General features: G+C 45.4%; 25 protein-coding genes. 17 read left to right on the top strand and 8 right to left on the bottom strand.

Annotation, left to right across the window (positions count from 1 at the left end):
• Positions 1-40: 40 nt before the first annotated feature.
• Genes VNQ80_RS17980 through VNQ80_RS17965 form a run of 4 tightly spaced genes read left to right on the top strand, consistent with a single transcriptional unit; the run spans position 41 to position 1,593 of the window.
• Positions 41-265, top strand: coding sequence for a hypothetical protein (locus VNQ80_RS17980; RefSeq protein ID WP_325641253.1), 225 nt, complete (start codon positions 41-43; stop codon positions 263-265).
• On the top strand, positions 252-593 hold the full coding sequence (locus tag VNQ80_RS17975; RefSeq protein ID WP_325641249.1) for a type II toxin-antitoxin system RelE/ParE family toxin: 342 nt from the start codon (positions 252-254) through the stop codon (positions 591-593). The genes VNQ80_RS17980 and VNQ80_RS17975 overlap by 14 nt, the downstream gene beginning before the upstream one ends.
• Before the next feature lie 21 nt (positions 594-614).
• On the top strand, positions 615-1,253 hold the full coding sequence (locus VNQ80_RS17970; protein ID WP_325641247.1) for a hypothetical protein: 639 nt from the start codon (positions 615-617) through the stop codon (positions 1,251-1,253).
• Positions 1,254-1,290: 37 nt separating this feature from the next.
• Entirely contained in the window at positions 1,291-1,593 is a 303-nt protein-coding gene (locus VNQ80_RS17965) for a helix-turn-helix transcriptional regulator (RefSeq protein WP_325641245.1), read from the top strand.
• Positions 1,594-1,662: 69 nt separating this feature from the next.
• On the opposite strand, the gene VNQ80_RS17960 is transcribed toward VNQ80_RS17965, so the two are convergent.
• Complete coding sequence (locus VNQ80_RS17960; protein ID WP_325641243.1) at positions 1,663-1,875, bottom strand: hypothetical protein; 213 nt, start codon at positions 1,873-1,875, stop codon at positions 1,663-1,665.
• Positions 1,876-2,169: 294 nt separating this feature from the next.
• On the opposite strand from VNQ80_RS17960, the gene VNQ80_RS17955 reads away from it, so the two are divergent.
• Positions 2,170-2,628, top strand: a complete 459-nt coding sequence (locus tag VNQ80_RS17955) for a DUF6934 family protein (RefSeq protein WP_325641241.1) — start codon at positions 2,170-2,172, stop codon at positions 2,626-2,628.
• Entirely contained in the window at positions 2,625-2,786 is a 162-nt protein-coding gene (locus tag VNQ80_RS17950; RefSeq protein ID WP_325641239.1) for a hypothetical protein, read from the top strand. The genes VNQ80_RS17955 and VNQ80_RS17950 overlap by 4 nt, the downstream gene beginning before the upstream one ends.
• A gap of 10 nt (positions 2,787-2,796) precedes the next feature.
• Here VNQ80_RS17950 and VNQ80_RS17945 read toward each other — a convergent pair whose 3' ends face one another.
• Entirely contained in the window at positions 2,797-3,120 is a 324-nt protein-coding gene (locus tag VNQ80_RS17945) for an ImmA/IrrE family metallo-endopeptidase (RefSeq protein ID WP_325641237.1), read from the bottom strand.
• Positions 3,121-3,429: 309 nt separating this feature from the next.
• On the opposite strand from VNQ80_RS17945, the gene VNQ80_RS17940 reads away from it, so the two are divergent.
• The 3 genes from VNQ80_RS17940 (at position 3,430) to VNQ80_RS17930 (ending at position 4,471) form a co-directional block, all read left to right on the top strand.
• Positions 3,430-3,882 (top strand): DUF6934 family protein, encoded by a 453-nt coding sequence (locus VNQ80_RS17940; protein WP_325641235.1) that lies wholly within the window; start codon positions 3,430-3,432, stop codon positions 3,880-3,882.
• 24 nt (positions 3,883-3,906) lie between these two features.
• Entirely contained in the window at positions 3,907-4,062 is a 156-nt protein-coding gene (locus tag VNQ80_RS17935; RefSeq protein ID WP_188507335.1) for a hypothetical protein, read from the top strand.
• Between the two features lie 88 nt (positions 4,063-4,150).
• Complete coding sequence (locus tag VNQ80_RS17930) at positions 4,151-4,471, top strand: helix-turn-helix transcriptional regulator (RefSeq protein ID WP_325641229.1); 321 nt, start codon at positions 4,151-4,153, stop codon at positions 4,469-4,471.
• A gap of 279 nt (positions 4,472-4,750) precedes the next feature.
• Here the strand turns inward: VNQ80_RS17930 and VNQ80_RS17925 are convergent, their stop codons facing one another.
• From VNQ80_RS17925 to VNQ80_RS17910, 4 genes are read right to left on the bottom strand one after another with little or no spacing between them, the layout of a single operon-like run.
• On the bottom strand, positions 4,751-6,079 hold the full coding sequence (locus tag VNQ80_RS17925) for a hypothetical protein (RefSeq protein WP_325641227.1): 1,329 nt from the start codon (positions 6,077-6,079) through the stop codon (positions 4,751-4,753).
• Positions 6,076-6,786: a hypothetical protein gene (locus VNQ80_RS17920; protein ID WP_325641225.1), complete on the bottom strand. Its 711-nt coding sequence runs from the start codon at positions 6,784-6,786 to the stop codon at positions 6,076-6,078. Before VNQ80_RS17920 ends, VNQ80_RS17925 begins: the two co-directional genes overlap by 4 nt.
• Before the next feature lie 2 nt (positions 6,787-6,788).
• Positions 6,789-7,640, bottom strand: coding sequence for a hypothetical protein (locus VNQ80_RS17915; protein WP_325641223.1), 852 nt, complete (start codon positions 7,638-7,640; stop codon positions 6,789-6,791).
• A complete protein-coding gene (locus VNQ80_RS17910; protein WP_325641221.1) occupies positions 7,616-9,316 on the bottom strand; it encodes a hypothetical protein in 1,701 nt (566 codons plus the stop codon). Before VNQ80_RS17910 ends, VNQ80_RS17915 begins: the two co-directional genes overlap by 25 nt.
• 415 nt (positions 9,317-9,731) lie before the next feature.
• Here VNQ80_RS17910 and VNQ80_RS17905 point away from each other — a divergent pair, with 415 nt between their 5' ends.
• Entirely contained in the window at positions 9,732-11,258 is a 1,527-nt protein-coding gene (locus VNQ80_RS17905; RefSeq protein ID WP_325641219.1) for a TlpA disulfide reductase family protein, read from the top strand.
• Positions 11,259-11,417: 159 nt separating this feature from the next.
• Positions 11,418-12,128: a hypothetical protein gene (locus tag VNQ80_RS17900; protein ID WP_325641217.1), complete on the top strand. Its 711-nt coding sequence runs from the start codon at positions 11,418-11,420 to the stop codon at positions 12,126-12,128.
• Positions 12,129-12,332: 204 nt separating this feature from the next.
• Here VNQ80_RS17900 and VNQ80_RS17895 read toward each other — a convergent pair whose 3' ends face one another.
• Positions 12,333-13,160: a hypothetical protein gene (locus VNQ80_RS17895; RefSeq protein WP_325641215.1), complete on the bottom strand. Its 828-nt coding sequence runs from the start codon at positions 13,158-13,160 to the stop codon at positions 12,333-12,335.
• Between the two features lie 77 nt (positions 13,161-13,237).
• Complete coding sequence (locus VNQ80_RS17890) at positions 13,238-13,621, bottom strand: YkvA family protein (protein WP_325641213.1); 384 nt, start codon at positions 13,619-13,621, stop codon at positions 13,238-13,240.
• 198 nt (positions 13,622-13,819) lie between these two features.
• On the opposite strand from VNQ80_RS17890, the gene VNQ80_RS17885 reads away from it, so the two are divergent.
• From VNQ80_RS17885 to VNQ80_RS17865, 6 genes are all read left to right on the top strand, one after another.
• Positions 13,820-14,014 (top strand): DUF6496 domain-containing protein, encoded by a 195-nt coding sequence (locus VNQ80_RS17885; RefSeq protein WP_325641211.1) that lies wholly within the window; start codon positions 13,820-13,822, stop codon positions 14,012-14,014.
• Positions 14,015-14,694: 680 nt separating this feature from the next.
• Positions 14,695-16,125, top strand: coding sequence for a Gfo/Idh/MocA family oxidoreductase (locus VNQ80_RS17880; RefSeq protein ID WP_325641209.1), 1,431 nt, complete (start codon positions 14,695-14,697; stop codon positions 16,123-16,125).
• A gap of 118 nt (positions 16,126-16,243) precedes the next feature.
• Positions 16,244-16,552, top strand: a complete 309-nt coding sequence (locus VNQ80_RS17875; RefSeq protein WP_325641207.1) for a hypothetical protein — start codon at positions 16,244-16,246, stop codon at positions 16,550-16,552.
• 11 nt (positions 16,553-16,563) lie between these two features.
• Complete coding sequence (locus VNQ80_RS20985; RefSeq protein WP_414693009.1) at positions 16,564-16,827, top strand: SemiSWEET transporter; 264 nt, start codon at positions 16,564-16,566, stop codon at positions 16,825-16,827.
• A 114-nt stretch (positions 16,828-16,941) separates the two neighbouring features.
• Positions 16,942-17,553: a TetR/AcrR family transcriptional regulator gene (locus VNQ80_RS17870; RefSeq protein WP_325641205.1), complete on the top strand. Its 612-nt coding sequence runs from the start codon at positions 16,942-16,944 to the stop codon at positions 17,551-17,553.
• 51 nt (positions 17,554-17,604) lie between these two features.
• Positions 17,605-18,876, top strand: coding sequence for a TolC family protein (locus VNQ80_RS17865; RefSeq protein ID WP_325641203.1), 1,272 nt, complete (start codon positions 17,605-17,607; stop codon positions 18,874-18,876).
• Positions 18,877-18,881: the final 5 nt, after the last annotated feature.

Genomic DNA, 18,881 nt, shown 5'->3' with positions numbered 1-18,881 from the left:
ATCCATTGGTTATTAAGATAATATTCAATAACTTTGCACTATGGCTTTATTAACCATCAAAGTTCCGCAAAACGCCAAATCCCGCATCACCGAGTTTGTGAAGGAACTTGGCGGTGAGATTATTTCCGTGAAACGGGAGTTGCCAGACGCCAAGAAGGAAGTGTTGTTGAAGGAAATAGAACAAGGTTTAAGCGAGGTAAAGCAGATACGTGCGGGAAAAACCAAATCCTACACCATGGCTGACCTGTTACGTGAAGAACAATAAATTACACCTGACCCCCTATTTTTACAAAAAAGCAAAACGGCTGCTGAAAAAATACAAGACACTTGGCGAAAGCCTTGCTGCCTTAGAAGGTGATTTGCTCGAAAACCCGCAGATTGGGAACAGCTATGGTGCCAACATCTACAAGGTGCGAGTAGCCGACGCATCGAAAGGAACTGGAAAAAGCGGTGGGTTTAGGGTAATCACCTACTTGGTGAAAGAGTCGGAAGATGGTACCGATATTTATCTCATTACCATCTTCGACAAATCTGAGGAAGCGTCCATCAAAAAGGAAGATGTTATCAAGATTATAAAATCGCTAGATATATAGAACGCACAGAATTACTTTGGTATGCTCGTATACCCGTCACTCGATTATGAACTCAACACCCAAGTACGCATCCACCGCGAAGCCAACGGGTACACACAGGAAGAATTCGCTTTCTTGATTGGACGTGATGTAGCGGATATAGTGAAGTACGAAGATCTCACTACTACAGATGCCTACGATTTCAATCACATCAACCGCTATGCACGGGTGCTTCGTCGCGTACCTAAAGATTTTGTGTTCGAGGTGTCGCTTCTGGAGAACGACATTAAAATCGAGGCACGAAAAACCGAATACAAAACAAAAACCACATATCGCGGTGAGCGGCAACTAACGATTGACGGAAAACCACAATGGGTTAAACTGGAACCCTACAGCATTCCAAATGATAATATCACCATTGAGCCAAACGACTTAGCGCGTATGGTGGTGTTACTTGATAAGTTGCTAATCGAAGGCTATTTCAGGGATGGGGTAACAGGCTATGACCTGTTTGTGCACGTTGGCACGTTGTGGTCAGGAGGTTTCTGCGCTAAGTTACTTATTGAAGGATTAGCCGTTTTATCCGGTCGTCGCAAGCGCCCAAAACTACTCCCTATGCGTAAAGCACCAAAAACAGAGGAAAAGTGGATTTTGTATAAGGAGGATTTGAAGGGGCATTGAATATGCTACGCAGTGCGTAGCAATTAATAAGATTAGCATGAAAAAGGAAGGAAAGATGCACGCCAAGAATGCTGGCGTTACGAAGGAGAACAACTTAATCTCCAACTGGCTGAAAGAACACGGTGATCCCGCTATTGATAAATTGGTGAAGCGCAATTTGGCTAGCGCCAATAGGATTGCTGATATTCTTTCTCACAAAAACATGAAACCCGCGGATTTGGCGAGGATAATGGGTAAGCAGCGGTCCGAAATCAGCAAATGGCTAAGTGGAACCCATAGTTTTTCAACAAAAACGATCACTTATATTGAGTGTGTTTTAGTAACAAGCTTAACAGAATAGTAATCCTTATCCAAAATAGCACTCCTCTTTAATTAATTTATTGATATCTATTTTAGCTTTATGGTACTTTTATAAATACGATATTTTAATTACGGCTTCATACCTTACAAGTCCCATACCCATTTTTAACGGCTTCTTCGTTGTCGTCTTAATCTGGCTCTTCTTAAGATACCGGCACCCAGCCTCGTGGTACTTCTCTGCAAATTCGGGCAATTCATAACCGGCACGGGCAATAGCCCATGTGAGGATATCATTATTTACGGGAATAGTTACAGCCATCATACAAAAATAGCTAATTACTTGCTAAAGCGGAACGTGCCTCTGTCATCTCAGCTTGGGCCTTTTTAGTTTATAACGGTCGTGAAGCTGCAAATCACAACATTGCTTTCGATTTTGCAAATGTATGGTCAAACTTACAAAGCGGATTTTTCATGGTTATTCCTCTGTTGGCTGTACGAAGGTAGCGAACAGGAAAGGAAGGACATTACGGGAAACCGGAAGGTTGGAGGGTTCGATTAAAAAAGATTTGAAACGCACTTTTATTTTTGCTATTTTTGTTAGCAAATCCATGGTTCCATGAAATATCCTAAATATGATTACGTAGCTGAAAGCCAGTTGATGCACTTCGAGTTTACGAGCATAGGACCCAAAGGTGAAATAAAAAAGATTGTGGAATATTCCGAAACAAGTCTGACAAACGTTTTTAATATAGCTTTTGGCGATTATGATGAAAATGTAGGTGGTATAAACGACAAAATCGTAACGAATAATGGCGATAGCGAAAAAGTATTAGCTACTGTTGCCTCGACCGTGTATCCTTTCACGGGAAGGTATCCTGACTCTTGGATTTATGCTACAGGTAGCACCGGAGTGCGCACACGGTTGTATCTAATGGGGCTAACCAATAATCTCACTGAAATAGCGGAAGACTTCTATGTTTATGGACTTAAAAACGAAAAGTGGGAGGAATTTGTCTCTGGAGAAGACTATGAAGCTTTTTTGGCAACTAGAAAAAATCGTAACTTTGTGATATGAGAATAGAACGTATAAATAAGGCCAAAACGCCTATTGTCAAAATAGATAAGCGTTTAAATAAATTTCAGGGCCAGGTTCTGTTCCCTGAAAAGCTGGAAGCCGCCAACAAAATGCTTTCAAAGGTTGCTTTGCCAAAATTGCCGGATAGCAAGGGATAGGTACTGCTTATCACGGCCATGTGACATAGGCAGCAAACGTAGGGCTTACCCGTTTACGGGCGGTATAATAAAAGTGGAACCCGGGTTCTTGCCCGTGCTTTTTGGCAGCGAACTCAGCCATGTAAGTATCATATAGCTGAAAAAAAGCCGGTCTGCTGATTAAGCCTAAATCCAATGCTCTGCGGGCAATCACTACTCTACTGACCTTAAATTTGGTGGCCAGCCTACGGATATCGGCGGCGTTGGTCCAATGCATGCGCAACAACGCTTCCGGCACCAAGAATTCGGCAGCTACTTGATCGCACAATTGCTCGGTAGGATTATCGGATGGCATTAATTGCCGGAAGTCGAAACCAGCGCTCTTGAAGCGGATTTTTCATGGGTAGTCCTCTGTTGGCTGCACGAAGTTAGCGAAGGGGAAAGGAAGGGCATTACGGGAAACCGGAAGGTTGGTGGGTTTAGGTTAAAAATTATTTGTATAGCAATATTATTTTTGCTACGTTAATTAGCAAACAATGTAATAGTAAAACCAATAACCTATGGATAAGACTGATGTTGGAGTGCTGAAGCCGGAAGCAAAATCTTCAAGATCAGGAGTGCTCAGGTAATGATTGACCAGAATTCCCTACTATAAACCAGAATCATGGCAGATGAAAAATATTCCTTTTCAAAAGTTCCTGAGGAACATTACTATGAATTCTATAGCAATGGACCGAAAGGTGTTATCAAAAAAGTTGTAAGATATAGTCTAATTCAGGAACATCCTTATAAAGTTTTCAATCTCGGTTTTGGAGATTGGGATAAAGAACGGCAGTATGTTGACGATCAGATCAATACAAACAACGATGACAGACAGAAGGTGTTGGCCACGGTTGCTGAAACGGTTGTTGATTTTTTAGTCGTATATCCGCATGCTGTCATATTTGCAGAAGGCAGCACTGCATCCAGAACGCGCTTGTATCAAATGAATATCCTTTCCTATTGGAAAGAAATAAAGCAGGGTTCCTATATTGTCCAGGGATACGTTAATGGCAGTTGGCAGACATTTGAAAAAGGCATAAATTTTGAAGCATTCATTATTCGAAAAAATCAGTAACTTTGTTTAAGCGAAGGGGTTAATATGGAAAAAGATAAAAACAAGCAAAAAGTCAACAAAGATATCCAACAGACCGGGTCCGTTGCCCAATACTCCAATTCGGCCTTCTTTAAAAAAAAGGATGAACGCGCAAAAGCATTTTTAGCCAAACACCCTATACCTGATTCTTTCTGGAAGTAAAGGAGGTTTAAAAAGCCAAATTTCTGGAAGAACACCCCGCTTCTCATACTTTTTGAGAACAATAACGGAAGAGGTATAGTTGATTAGCATGAAAAAGGAAGGAAAAATGCGCGCTGGTAATGCTGACATTATTAAGGGAGATAACCTAATCACCAATTGGCTTGAAGAGCACGCAGATCCCGCAATTGACAAATTGACTAAGCGTAATGTGGCCATTGCCAACAGAATTGCAGATATACTTTCCAAAAGGAACATGAAACCAGCTGATTTAGCAAAGGTGATGGATAAACAGCAGTCGGAAATCAGCAAGTGGCTCAGCGGAACCTATAGTTTTTCAACCAAAACGATCGCTTATATTGAATGCGCATTGGGCGAGGATATTATTTCCGTAGCTGTTTGCGGCAAGTAACTATTCCCATGGAGAGTCCCTGCACTTTGATACGCAGCCTTATCTGACACACTTTCTTCTCCCAACGACCGTTGTACGTAACGGCATAAAGAGCTGATGCTGTATTTAGAAGTAGGCTGCAAAACCCTAAGTATGATTTTTAAGGTTCGGCAAGCCCCGCCCCTGCGGTCATAGTCATTCACCCAAATCACAGTAGCCCGGCGGTGCCTAACGGATAAGGAAGTAAAGCCGCAAAAATATCAACGCAAGCTCTACCCCAAAGATCCGCAAGAACCCGCGCTATAGCAATATAAACTTTCTTTTCAAAAAGTAGTCATCGAGGAAACGTCGGTATTCCATCACACGATACACGCTAAAGTGATGGCGTTCTATAGGTACATTGGGATCCTGATCTATCAGATGCACATAGATGGTATTCTGTTTAGCGGGAAGATTGATGACAATGGGTTTATTAAAATCACTTTGCTGAAGCGTGTCTTTTGTACCCGTTGAGAGATTTTCAACGACGATGTGGCGTATTTCATTAATCCGCCCGACATTCAGTAAGACTTGAGCAGTAGAATCGAAAGTGAATAGCCCATTTGAACCTGGAGTATAGCCATTGAACGTTTCCACTTTTACGGGGTGTGCCTTCCTGTAGTTCAGCTGAAAGTAAGGATCTACACGAAGCCCGTTCCCGAGCGTGGCAACATATACATCGTGACGGGCACCTATCGCAAAGGCGACCGGCTGGCGCTCCACTACATTGCCTACCGAGCGATTTACACGTTGGACCATCCCAAAAGTATTACCAAACGGATACCAAACCAATAGGCGATTATCATGCCCTAGCGACATCAACTTACCATCAGGAAGGTATTGGATGTCCGATATCCAATTGGTATGGTTTTTCGGCGTTCGAAAGCGATATCGGGCCTGTGTACTATCAGTGAGGCACCAAAAGTAAATCCGCCTGTCATCGCCGGCAGAAGCCAGGTTTACGCCATCCGGGCTGACGGCCAGGGCTCGTATCCAATTTCTATGGCCACGAAGCTGCCTTGTCAATTCGCCGCTGGTTACGTTCCAAATCCGAATGATACGATCACCGCCCGCGGTGATGAGGTTGTTGCCGCTGTCATCGAATGTCATAGCCGTTATCTCTTTAGTATGGCCACTGAACGTATGTAATCGACGCAGGTCTGCCAAATCGATAAGCTGCGCGGAAAAGTCACTTAATGCAACGGCCATCTGGTCGCCACGTGGGCTGAAACAAAGCTTCCTCACGGTACGGCCTTCCCCTGAAACGGAAATGGAGTCCTGTATCTGTTCGTTAGATAGATTGTATAGGTATACCCGATCTCCGGCAGCCACACCGAGCAATCCACCAGTTTTATTGATACCCAACGCTTGGATAGTGCCTTCAATATTGGATAATCGGGTGTACAGCGTATCGTTTACATTTCGATAGACATGCCGGCCATCCGAAAAGTAAAGAACGCTGTCTCCAGGCGAGTTGGCCAAGGCCTGAATGGAACCCTCAGAAAACGTGGATAGAACCGGACGGAATCGTTGACTCATCGCTGTAAGCGAGGATATAACGAGCAATGCGATCAGTACGACATATTTCATAGGGGCATCTTGGCTTTAAACGTTCTGAATACTATCCCGATCTGTGCGCGGGGAACATAAATCAGCTTCGGTATATAGGCGTTATGATGTTGGTAAATAGCGCCTGTGCCAATCGAAAAGACATAACCGAACCGCTCATCCTCTAAATAATTAAACCCGATCAATAGTTCGCCACCGAAGCCACCAATGGGCCCGCTGTATGCAGGGTGCGACCAAGCCACGGTAGTGGGCAACTCTTCTTGACTGCCACTAGGCACTTCAAATCGGTAATCGACCTCACCACGGGTAAGGCGCACATCCTGATGAACAAGCCCCGCGTAGATATACGGTCGAAACTTATTTTGCTGCCTGATGGGGTAAAGATATAAACCCACGCTGTTGGAAAAGCCAGCCAATTCCTGGTCCATTGAATGCGTAACAGCTCCGTAGGTATTCGTGAACTGTGAGTTTCCAAAGAAGTAATAACCGAATGTATAGCCCACGTGGTACTGTTGATTGAGACGGTAACGTAAGTTAAGGGAAGCTGTACCGGCTTGCGATCGGCTTTTTTGTGAAACGGTAATGCCGCGGTCATGCAACGTCATACTCATATCGTAAAGGGTATGTGTATACGTGGGTACAATTTCCAAGCGATTAACGAATTGAGCCTTTAATTCAAAAACCAGACTGATAAAACAAACCACTAATGTAATTTTACGTATCATCATGGTTAGTCTTGAAAGGTGAATGTCCCGTGCAAGGTGAATATTTTCCGGCCCTGTTCATCCCAATAGTGCAAGTCGCCCGTGAGACTCGTGTTTTGATTGAGGAGGTCAAACAAGCGGATTTCGTATTGGCCATAAATACCTTCGGCGTTTGGCCGTCCGACATTAATATAAAAACGAGGCCATGAGCTAGTAAACTCAAAAATGGGAATGTCCAATCCATTGATAGTCACCGGCAAATCGCCTATCCGCGATGAGCCACTATAAAATTTAATATCCGGATATTCTGAGGAAGTATATTCATACCACTTATCGATATCCAACTGGAAATTCTGGTTGGGCGAAAGAAATTCTTCTGCCATAGGCAGGGTGTGGAACGTAATGGAATGAATGTGGTATGTCTGTAGGTAAACGGTCTTAGTCTCTACATAAACCGAGTTATGCGTATGTTCCTGCAGTTCAAGAGCGGTTTTGAAACCGGCGTCAAGGTTATGCTCTATCATCCGTTCGTAATCATATGCATTAAACACCTTTACCCAATAAGTGGACGGTGCTAAGTTTTCAAAGAGACCACGGTCTACGGGAGTGATTGTACCCCCACCTTGTGGAGACCGGTCGGAAAGCGACCTTTCCGCAACAAAGTGCCCCCCCGCCTGTAAAAAATCCGCTTCATTGTCATAAAGACGAACCTTCGCACTGTCTTTATACGAAAAATGCGAATGCGCCTCTCGATTCCAAACCACCTCCAGGGAAGCTCTGCCAAAATTAACGGCGTTTAACTCCACACTGCGCTCACAAGCCAGCCAAGCACAAGCGGCAACGCCAAATGCGATTATTTTCGATAGTCGATGTCCCATTCCAATATTACTCCATCGTTTTGCCCACGATCATAACCGTATGCATTGTAAATCTTTCCGTTTATTACGCCAAGGAATCCCCCGGAGCTGTTCATTGGATATCCAAAGCTGGCGTAGGTGGGATTTGTATACGCCCAAGTTTGTTGGGCTAAATCATAGGTTTCTCCATGTACACTTTCAATCCCTCCACCGAAAATGCAGATTCGTCCATCATATACAATTGCGTAGCCACCTTGTTCTTTTGTCATACGTTCAGACACGAGGTTAAGTGTTCCTGATTCGGGGTGCAGCGTATACAAACTGAGCCGGTATTGATTCCATAAACCCAATCCAGTCGACGAATACGCAAGCAGATACATCTGCGCAGAGCTGGCAACCAAGGTGACGTTTAAGGTTCCGGCAGGCAGTTCCAATGTACCAATCTGTTGGTGCTCCTGGCTCGAAGGATTAAATTTATGCAGGGTCAGCGGCCCGGTTAAATCGTAAAAATTAGCACGGCCTAAAACAAAGTACAATTCGTTATTCCATGGTTGCAGGTTATGCGTCCTGTAACTGCCTTCACCTCGATCATCAGCTATTTCAAACAGGTTAACATGTTCCCAACGATAACGTTTGGGGTCTAAAATAGCCATGAAAACTTGTTGATAGTACCGGTTATCCGCCGCATCGTAAGCCGGTTGTACAGCTGGGCTAAAGTATATTTTATCGCGTATGGCATATCCCATGTTGTCCGGGAAACCTCCCGGATAAGCCCGGTTGTAGGACCACGAATCCTCTTTCAAATCGGTGACTTCATGAATGTTCCACCGATCTGTCCTGGGATCCCAAGACGCGTATTCTACCGAATTATCTGCAAAGCCAGGTGAAATAAACGCACCGGTATGAAGTTTTTCCTGGTAAACAAAAAAGGCATGGGCAACCCGCAACCGTTTAGGATGTTGTGCCGCTTTTCGCATACGTCCTGCAGGAATCGTTATTTGCCGCTTGTACCGTATTTCATCGTGGTATCGCAGTACCATTTCGTAATCACCGGCCCGGATATCATCAGGTATTTTCACATAAATAGCACCCCGACTGCGATCAAGCGTTACGTGCTTAATGGGCACAGTTGCTTGGCCGATTGTGAGTTGCAGGGCTTCGGGAGAATGTATCGGTTCTTTTAGCTCAATCTGAAAATCCACGTTAGTCCCATCGTCTGAATCATTGCCTTCCTGATAAAGGCTGGTGAGTATGCCGTCTTCTCCGATACCAATAGCAACTGCCCGAAACGACCTGAATGTTAGGCTACGGATGTCGCTAAACACCAATTGACCATCACCGGCATCAACAAAAAAAGCATAATGTACTTCTTGCTCGCCCGGTTCTCGGTAAATTGTGACCGAGAAGGTCTCGTTATCGAAACGTATATCAGCCACCGTATCCCGGGCTGCAATCCGAGCTGCCAATCGTTGGACATCGAAGTCATGGATTATGCCCGCCGTCCGGTAAACGCCGCCTTCCACTTTAAAGGCAAACGAAGCCTGTTCCGCCGTTATTTCATTGCGGAGTACGTTATACTCGTAAATACCCGCTCCTGCCTCAACATAAATATCCCCCTTTTCGCTACATGAAATGGCGATATGAGCACAAACAATTATCAGTATACACTTAAAGGAGGTTATAAAGGCAGTTTTCATAAGTTGGCTAGGGTATTGCGGAATACAAGCTATCTTTGAGTGCTGCTCCCATTCGCTCCACCTTAGTAAAAATTGTTGCCAAGCCCTGTATGCCTAAAACAACAGGTAGCAAGAACCCAAAGACAAGGAAAAGGTAATTATACGTCTTATGCATATATCGGCCGGCCTCTTAGTTTTATAAAGGTCGTTATGGTGTGCAAGGTAAAACATCGTTCCGAAATTTGCAAATCGGAATATACAAATGCAAACGAAGCCGCTAACGGATCCACTTCAATATACCGTTCGAATTGGATGGCGAAAAGCAAAGCAGGGCAACCCAATTCAAATCCAACATTTTATTTTTCGCACAAATACCGTTGCTTTGTAGAAGATCGCAACGGAATACACAGTCTGACAAAGCATCTTAAATAACAATATGATGAAAAAATCAATAATAAATCTAGTCTGCGGAACATGCCTTTGGTCATGGGCTGTCCTCATCCCTTTGGTTGGCTTGGCTCAAGACCAAATTGAATCGAAAAAATTGCAACAGGATTCATTAATTATAAATTTCGGTGAACCTGGTCATTTTGTATTGCAGGGAACGGCACAGCATTTTGGCGAGGACTTCTTTGAGTTCGGGATGACCACCTACCTTGGCAATGTAACGAAAGCAGTTCCGGTAAAACCCGATGGCTCATTCAACGAACGGTTTGAGGTGAGCAATACGCAGGATATCTACTTGTACCTGCCCGGAAGCCGAACCATTATCTTATCCGTTTGCGAAAATGACACCCTGACATTGAACTGGGATCAGAATGCCCTGTGGGATTCGTTTAGTATACATAGCATAGATACGGTCCGAAATCTGCAGCTTCAGTTACAATGGGCGATCCATACAAAACACCGGGTCCCCCAGATCGACCTGCGGCGTGAGCTACACGAGAATGAAGATAGCTACACCCCGGCGGAGAAATATGAGCGGATAAACAATCTGTATAATGCCATATTGCAAACCGTACTCGCTTATGCAGCTGACGATAAAGCCGTTGTGGACCGGATCCTGCTGGCACAGTACTACAACTTGACCAATTTGTTGATCGACCAAAAACTATACCCCACCTACCGGCTTCGTGGAATGATGCGTACCGTAGCCGACTATTCCGTTTTCAAATTGGATCAACCTTATCCATGGTATGATGAAAACCAGTTCATCCATGTGCCTGATTACCGTGATTTTTATGAAGCCATAATACGTAAAGCAAATCCATACCTGGGTACCAGAACTGCAGATGGCAGCATAGCGCAGAAAAACTTCCCAATGACAGCGTATCATCAAGTGCGTGCCTCTCAAGGATCTGATCTTATGCAGGATTGGTTGTTGGCGCAGGAGTTAATGAGGTATCTCCGACAGACCTCATTTAGCCACTTAAAAGACGCCTATCATTTGTTTCTCAAGGAATGCAAAACACCCTTTTTTAAATCGGCCACGGAACAGCTCTATGCGAGCATGCAACAAATCTACCCGGGTCAGGTAGCGCCTCCATTTACGTTAAAAAACGAAATCGGTGAGGAGGTATCCTTAGCCGATTTTGAAGGCAAGGTGGTATACATCGATTTCTGGGGAGTGTATTGCGGCCCTTGCATTTACGATATCCAAAATTATGTGCCACAGCTACATGAGTATTATAAAGATAAAGACGTGGTATTCATCAACATCTGTGTGGATGTGGGGGAGACGAAGTGGAAAGCTGCGCTAAAAAAACACAACATGCATGGGGTAAACCTCATTGCAGAGGGCTGGACCAAGCATCCCGTTTGCCAAGCCTATAACGTACGGGCTATACCGAACTACATGCTCATAAACCGCGATGGCACCATTGCCAATAACAATCCGGAGCGCCCAAGCCAATTGGCCGCAAGACTGGGAGACAATGAAATCGACAAGGCGCTTGCTAAATGAATACCTACGGGAACGCTACATGCTCATGGCGCAGCAAGAGGCAAGAACGACGGGTGCGACCTGCATTTTTTTAGTTGCTCCCTACCCATAGCCGTTTCCTAGACGTATTCCTTACAAGACGGCACAACGGAATGAGCCGGTTATCTCAATATCAGAATCATGCAACGTGGACAACTACTTCTTATTATCCTTCTCCATGCAATCAGTTTAACGAGTGCGCAGGTCATGTTACAGCAGCCAGGCACGGGTCAGCCACGATGGTTTCCATTCACATCAGGCAAAAGCACTGATCCGGGTGTCATCGGCATGCAATCTTGGCTTGATGCACCCGCGGGCCGGCACGGATTTGTGCAGATGAACGACAATGAACTACGGTTTGAAAATGGAAGGAAGGTCAAATTTTGGGGAACAAATATCTGTAGTCAGCTTCCCTTTATCGATAAGTTGCGTGCGGACAGTTTTGTCAACTTTGTCGCCAAATACGGGATGAATGCGATACGGTTCCATAAATTTACCTGGTTTGCCTACCATGACGATTCTTCCACCGAACTAGACCCGGACAAGTTCGATCGGTTTGATTATTTTCAATCCGCCCTGCGCGAGCAGGGTATTTATTATGGCTGGTCGCACATCTACGGGCATCGGGTATTACCGCAAGATAGCGCGCGGTTACTTGCTTATACCGAGATTAAGAACCTAACCTATCCTTGGTCCCACTTGAATGGATCGACGTCCAGTTTGGTTAATTTCGCGCCCGATCTGCAACAATTGAGCATTGATCTGACCGTAAACATGCTTAACCACATCAACCCTTATACCGGTTTGTGCTATGCGGATGATCCGGCCCTGGCATTCATCGGGCCTGGATGAACCGGTTGAAGTCATTGTACTCGATCACGACGGACGACCAACTTCTTCCCGGATACCGGTGGCGGATGGGCGGTTCAAATTGGATGGCGAAAAGCATCAAACACTATATTACCTCGTTGTGCGAAATAATCCGGAAAAAAAGCAGCACTGACCAACGCAGCGGAGCCAAGTGTAATTCGGGCGAGGCATCAAGACCGTGAGGTTTCAATGGACGTTATGATCTCTTTCTTTACGGTTTAAATGAACCATATAGGCAAATAGAAACGCGGGAACAAAAGCCAATGCTCCAAAAATACCGACCAGCGCTGTGGCGGGCGAGTCATTCAAAGCAAGTATCACCAGTACAATGGGAAAGGCTAATATCAATACGCTAATCAATTTGGCTAATACATATGCCGCATGGGTTTCCGGAAATGTCTTCGCTCGCCGAATCCCGGCACCCTTATCTGCATTTGCCAGATTATACTGCTCCACTTTCTTATTAAAAGCGACACTAAAAGCGGAAAAATCATCCTTCTTAATTGAATATAGGTCTCGGTTAAACCGCCATACCGTTCCGTCCCTTAATGTAGCCCTAAATCGATGATTTCTCGGTTCCAGTTCAAACTTGTAGTCCACGATATCTGTCCAGCGTATGGTGATATCAGGATTGGAAGCGAATGCGAATTGTCGTAGCCAAGCTTGATGCGCGCCTTCTTCGTCTAATGAAATGGCAACGTGCGCGATCGCTATCCGGCGCGAAAAATAGAAAGAAAACCCTAACGACAACATCACCAAGCCGAATCCCACCCATTCGGATGCCGGAAAAACACCGTGTTGTCGGAGAAACCACAATATGCCGATTAAACCGAAAACCAAGAGTAGGAATACGAGCGCAAATCGCCACCTAGCAATATATCTTAGGTAATACGTATCCTCGCTATTTGCTTGCACTTCTTCTTTTATGATCTTTATTTCAGGCATACGCGTCACGGTTTCGGCTAAAGATAATAAATAAATCGCATACCCATCATACGGTATACTTGTGCCCATTGCGGTCAAATAGGCAACAACTATTTATGGGCGACGAGCTGTGACCGGAATTATTCTCGGATTATTTTGAGTGGCCGTTAAGCCGGTACGCTAGCCTGGGTAAAAGCCTTATATTTATTGATTTCGTCTGTGAGTTTGGAAGCTGCATATGCCACGATTGTTGCATCATCCATCCATCCCATCAAAGGAATCATATCAGGCATTGCATCAAGCGGAGAAATTACGTAGGCAATCGTAGCGGTGATGATCGATAGGTTCCACTTATTCATGCGATAACGTCCCGCAAACACATCCTTGCCCATTGAAATCAAAAGCCGGAATTCATCGACTTTTTCATCCAAGTATACCGATTTGCTTTCCGCGGTAGCGAGGTCATCACCATTGATGCGATGCTTACGGAATAGCCCGAATAAAAGGATTGCTTTATTGAAATAGCTCTTCTTCATACGTCTATCATTCATGCCTAAGTTACAAAGTTAACTAATTTTGAGCTATTATCGTCCGATTCCAAGTGCCATGCCTGCCGCCGTTTCAGGCCTTCAATTACGAAATGCCCCTTACCCAAGCCCAGTTCTACACCATCGACGACGAAATGTAAAGAACCATTTGATACCGGGTTTGTTAGTCAAAAATATACAGACAAATTAATACACGGAATTATGGCAAAGTATTCAAAAAAAGCCAGTGAGAAAGTTGAGCAGGCTTTGCATGAAAAGAAAGAAGGAACGCTTAAAAGCGGTAGTGGGAAGAAAGTAACTTCCAAGAAACAGGCCATTGCCATCGGGCTATCTGAGGCACGGAAGGAAGGAGCGAAAGTCCCCAAAAAGAAAAAGGAGACAGCGAAAAAAAGCTAATAGGGGCTGTCACGTTGAATTGCCGCGGTGCCAGCCCCTCTATACCACAAACGGGCTTGCGTTATCCGATAACCCGGGGATTGCGGCCAACTTGTATTCCCTGATGTTTTCTCAATCCCCTTACGGAAAAACGAGCCGGGGTAAAAACAGCCTTCCTTTTAGCCGATAATACGGTATTTGAAATGGTAGGTTGTTTTTGCTGTGTCTTTTGTTCTAAAGTTTCTTCAATCATGTTGAAAATATAAAATGAAGTTGATGTTTAATTAATATTACCATGCAAAGGTATGTTTTATAACGCGATTATTTGTCTACTTAGTGTCATTAATACACACTTAACAAATATTACATATATAATTGTTTTACAACACATTATAATACGTGTTCCGAAATCATAAAAGGCTACTATATTTTAACCCCGACATGTTGGCCGCCCTCCATCCTACCGTTTCTTTCAGATTGACCACACGTTTTAAATACCGGCTGACAAATAAACAACGAATCGCCAATGTGGGCGACTATTGGATGTGCATATAACCGGCTTATTAAAAGGAGATTGAATAAGGACGCCGTAAAATTGGCATTCAAATAATGGCTGTGGGTATATATTCTTCAAAATAGACTTGGAATAAACAGACAATAGTTTTATTTTGGGCTACGATTTAACGAATCAACACGAAGTCATGAATAAACGCGAATTCTTAAAAACCAGTACATTAGGTGCGCTGGGGGTCATGCTGGCTCCCGCGCTGCTGAAAGCTTTCCCGAGGGGAAGCCGCTTACGGACTGCCCATATCGGCGTGGGGAACATGGGCGCCGAAGACCTGAAAGCCATCTCATCTCATCCGAGTGTTGATGTGGTGGCGCTCTGCGATGTGGATGCCCTGAATTTATCCACCGCACACAAACTCCACCCGCGGGCCCGCGTGTTTTTTGACTACCGTGTTATGCTGGAGGAACTGGGCAATGAAATCGACGCAGTTATCGTATCCACACCGGATCATACCCACGCCCCAGCTTCCATGCTGGCCATGCAGCTCAATAAGCCTGTCTATTGCCAGAAACCACTAAGCCACTATGTGTCTGAATCGCGGGCAATGAATAAACTGGCCACCGAAAAAGGATTGGTTACCCAGATGGGTATCCAAGTGCATTCTTTTTATGATTACAAGCTGGCTACACTTTTAATCCAATCCGGCATCATCGGGAAGGTGCATACCGTACACGCCTGGTCACCAAAAAACCATGGCTACGACGGCCCGCCACCGGAGGGAGAGGATCCAATCCCAAAAGAACTGCACTGGAACCTATGGGCGGGAACATCGCCTAAGCCACCTTATAAGGAAGGGGTATATCACCCGGGGGTCTGGCGGAAATTGATGGACTATGGCTGCGGCACCCTGGGCGACATGGGGGTACATATCTTTGATACGCCCTACAATGCCCTGCAGTTGGATGTGCCGCGTACCATCACCAACGAGTGCAGGCCTCCAAACGGGTTCGGTTTTCCCGAGCACAATAAGGTAACCTATGAGTTTCCAGGCACCGAATATACCACCAGATCGTTAAAATGGATCTGGTATGACGGCCCGGGTGCCCCGGCAATGCACAAAGACCTTGAGCTACCGGGCATGGATGCCAAAGCGGATAGAAAGAAAACCAACCGGGAGGCGGAGAGCGCGGGGAAAGTTTCACTGGACCCCAAGATAGCGGGTGAGTACGAATTGCCAGATCAGGGAGCCATGTTTGTGGGCAAAAAGGGCCGTTTGTTATTGCCCCACTTCATGCAGTTGCCCCGGAAAATCGTCAGGGGCAAGTACGTCGATATTTCATCCGAAATCGCCAAGGTAAGCGAAGCACATGGCCTGGGCGAGCCCATCCGCAATTACGACACCGAAGGTCCGAAGCATTACCACCAATTTGTGGATGCTTGTTTGGGAAAAGGGGAATGCTCGGCACCTTTTGCATATGCATCACGGCTTACCGAGACCATTCTTTTGGGCACGATTGCGGGGCGCTTCCCCGGTGAAACCTTGCATTGGGATGCTCAAACAGCCCAATTCAAGGAGGAGAAAGCCAATCAATACCTGACTGGCGAATATCGGGCGTTTTAAGCCTACCGTCTTCCGCAATGGGTCCAGGCGAGTAGCCTGGACCATCTGCGCCGATATAATCGCGGTATCGAAACAATTCCACATCCTACCTGTTAATGCAAGCATCTGGATAAATGCCATGAAGCTTGTGCAAATTTTTATTCCCTTAACCGACATCGACGGTAGTCGCTTCCCCCCAAGCTATTTCCAGCAACTCAAATCCACCTTCAGTGAAAAGTTTGGTGGGGTAACCATTTATAAGCAAACGCCCGTTGAAGGTTTTTGGAAAGAAACGGAAGAAAAGGCGGAAAAGGATGTATTGGCAATTTTTGAGGTTTTGGTCGATGCGATAGATCGGGCTTATTGGCAACAGCTGAAAGTGCATCTTGAAGCGAAATTCAAACAGAAAAACTTGCTGATAAGGCATTGGGAAGCAACCGTCATTTAACAGGTAAATAAATGACTTATGAAAATATAATTGGAATTGCAGCCGGGATTTTCACATCCATTGCTATGTTGCCCCAGCTCATAAAGGTAATAAGAACGAGAGAAACAACCGATCTATCCGTTACCACGATCTGTGTACTGATAACTGGCGTAAGCTTATGGGTGTATTACGGATTTTTGCAAAAGGAAATTCCCATCATCGTTTCAAACGCGTTCTCTGTACTTGTTAATATAACGCTCCTCATCTGTTGGCTCGCCTTCAAAAAAAGAAAATAGGGCGAACCTCAGCCCCGCAAAGAAACAGACAGCATCATAAATTTAATCAAATGATTAAAATATTTGGTTAAACCAAAATACCCTGTTATATTTGCCGCGTAGCGAAAGCATAAAATGGGAAAAACGAAGCAGAAAGCAGACCTCAGCACCGAGGAGAAAATCAAAGAAGCCGCCCGGAAGGTCTTTACCCAAAAAGGGTATGCCGCTACACGTACGCGCGATATTGCAGAAGAAGCGGGTATCAACCTGGCCTTACTCAATTACTATTTCCGTAGCAAGGAAAAACTGTTTGAGATCGTCATCATGGAAAAGATGCAGATCCTGTTTGGCAAAATAGCACCGATTATCATGGATGCAAATACGTCCGTCGAGGAAAAAGTCGAACAGGTTGCTGAGCATTACATCGATACCCTACTGGCCAATCCAGACATCCCGCTGTTCGTTTTGGGTGAAATCAGAAACAATCCGGATAAGTTTGCCAGTTTGGTGAAGACGAAAACGAATCTCACCGATTCGGTATTATTCAAGCAACTCGCCGAAAGGCGCCCGGATGTTGACCCGCTCCATTTCATCCTCAATATGCTCGGCCTTGTTATCTTTCCATTTATCGGCAAGCCGCTTATCCAGCTAATCACTGGTATCAAACCAGAACAGGCCGTTACGCTGATGACAGCACGCAAAAAGCTGATCAAGACATGGTTCGTTGCGATGCTGGAGGCACCGTGATTTTTTTTGGACATATATTAATCAAATGATTAATTCAAAATAATAAACAAGATGATTAACCTGTATGTAACATTGATGCTCATCGGCTCGCTGGGAATCTCAATTGGAAAGACCCAAGCGCAAATCTCGGTACTTACCCTCCAAGAAAGCCACGTATTGGCCACGCAAAACTACCCCATGGTAAAACAGCGCGACCTCATCGCGAGAAGTGCATCGTACGCCATTGATCAGAACAGCAAGCATTCCCTACCCCAAATCAACATCAATGGGCAGGCTACCTACCAATCGGCGGTAACAGAAATCCCGATACAGCTACCGGGAATGGATGCTCCCACGTTGAACAAGGACCAATACAAATTTTATGGCGAGGTAAACCAAAACCTATATGACGGTGGTTTAACACGATTGAATAAGCAAGCCATCGACGCTGACGCCGATGTGAAGCAGCAGGCGCTGGACGTGGAACTGCACAAAATCAAGGAACGGGTAAACCAATTGTACTTCGGCATCCTGCTTTTGGATGCACAATTGGCCCAGAACGACCTGCTGCAGCAAGACATCCAAGCCGGACTGAAAAAAACAAATGCGGCGATCGCAAATGGTGCCGTTTTGAAGAGCGAGGGAAGTCTCCTTGAGGCTGAATGGCTCAACACACAGCAGCAGGCCACCGAACTGCACGCCGCCCGCGAGGCCTACCTGCATATGCTCGGCTTATTCATAGGTCGGCCGCTGGATGAACACACCGTACTGGAGAAACCAGCACACCCCAGTGCGGCTTCGGCAATCGCCCGGCCGGAATTGGGCTGGTATGCACAGCAGAAAAATAGCATCGATATAGCGCGCAAACTGCTGCGCGCAAAAAACCGCCCCAAGCTGGGCCTGTTTCTACAAGCTGGTGTGGGCCGACCCGCATTGAACATGTTGAGCAACGATTTAGAAGCCTACTATTATGGCGGCGTACGGCTATCCATCCCGATAAGCGGCTTCTACACGCTGAAAAACGAAAGGGCGCAACTGGACGTGCAGGGATCAGCCATCGATGTACAGCAGGAAACATTCCTATTTAACACGAATCTTTCACTCCAGCAACAGCAAACGGAAGCTGCCAAATACGAACAACTGCTGCGCACGGACGACGACATTATCGCGCTGCGTACATCCGTGCGGGATGCTGCACTTGCCCAGCTCGAAAATGGCGTTATTAACACGGCCGACTACGTAAGGGAAACCCATGCGGTGAGTAAGGCGCGGCTAGCCAAGGTACACCACGAACTCCAGCTATTGAAAGCACAATACGACATCCGGTATACCACCGGCAATTGATAACC

Origin of the sequence: Parapedobacter sp. (assembly GCF_035556095.1) — a bacterium.
Lineage (GTDB): Bacteria > Bacteroidota > Bacteroidia > Sphingobacteriales > Sphingobacteriaceae > Parapedobacter.
This window is presented reverse-complemented; position numbering and strand designations above follow the sequence as displayed.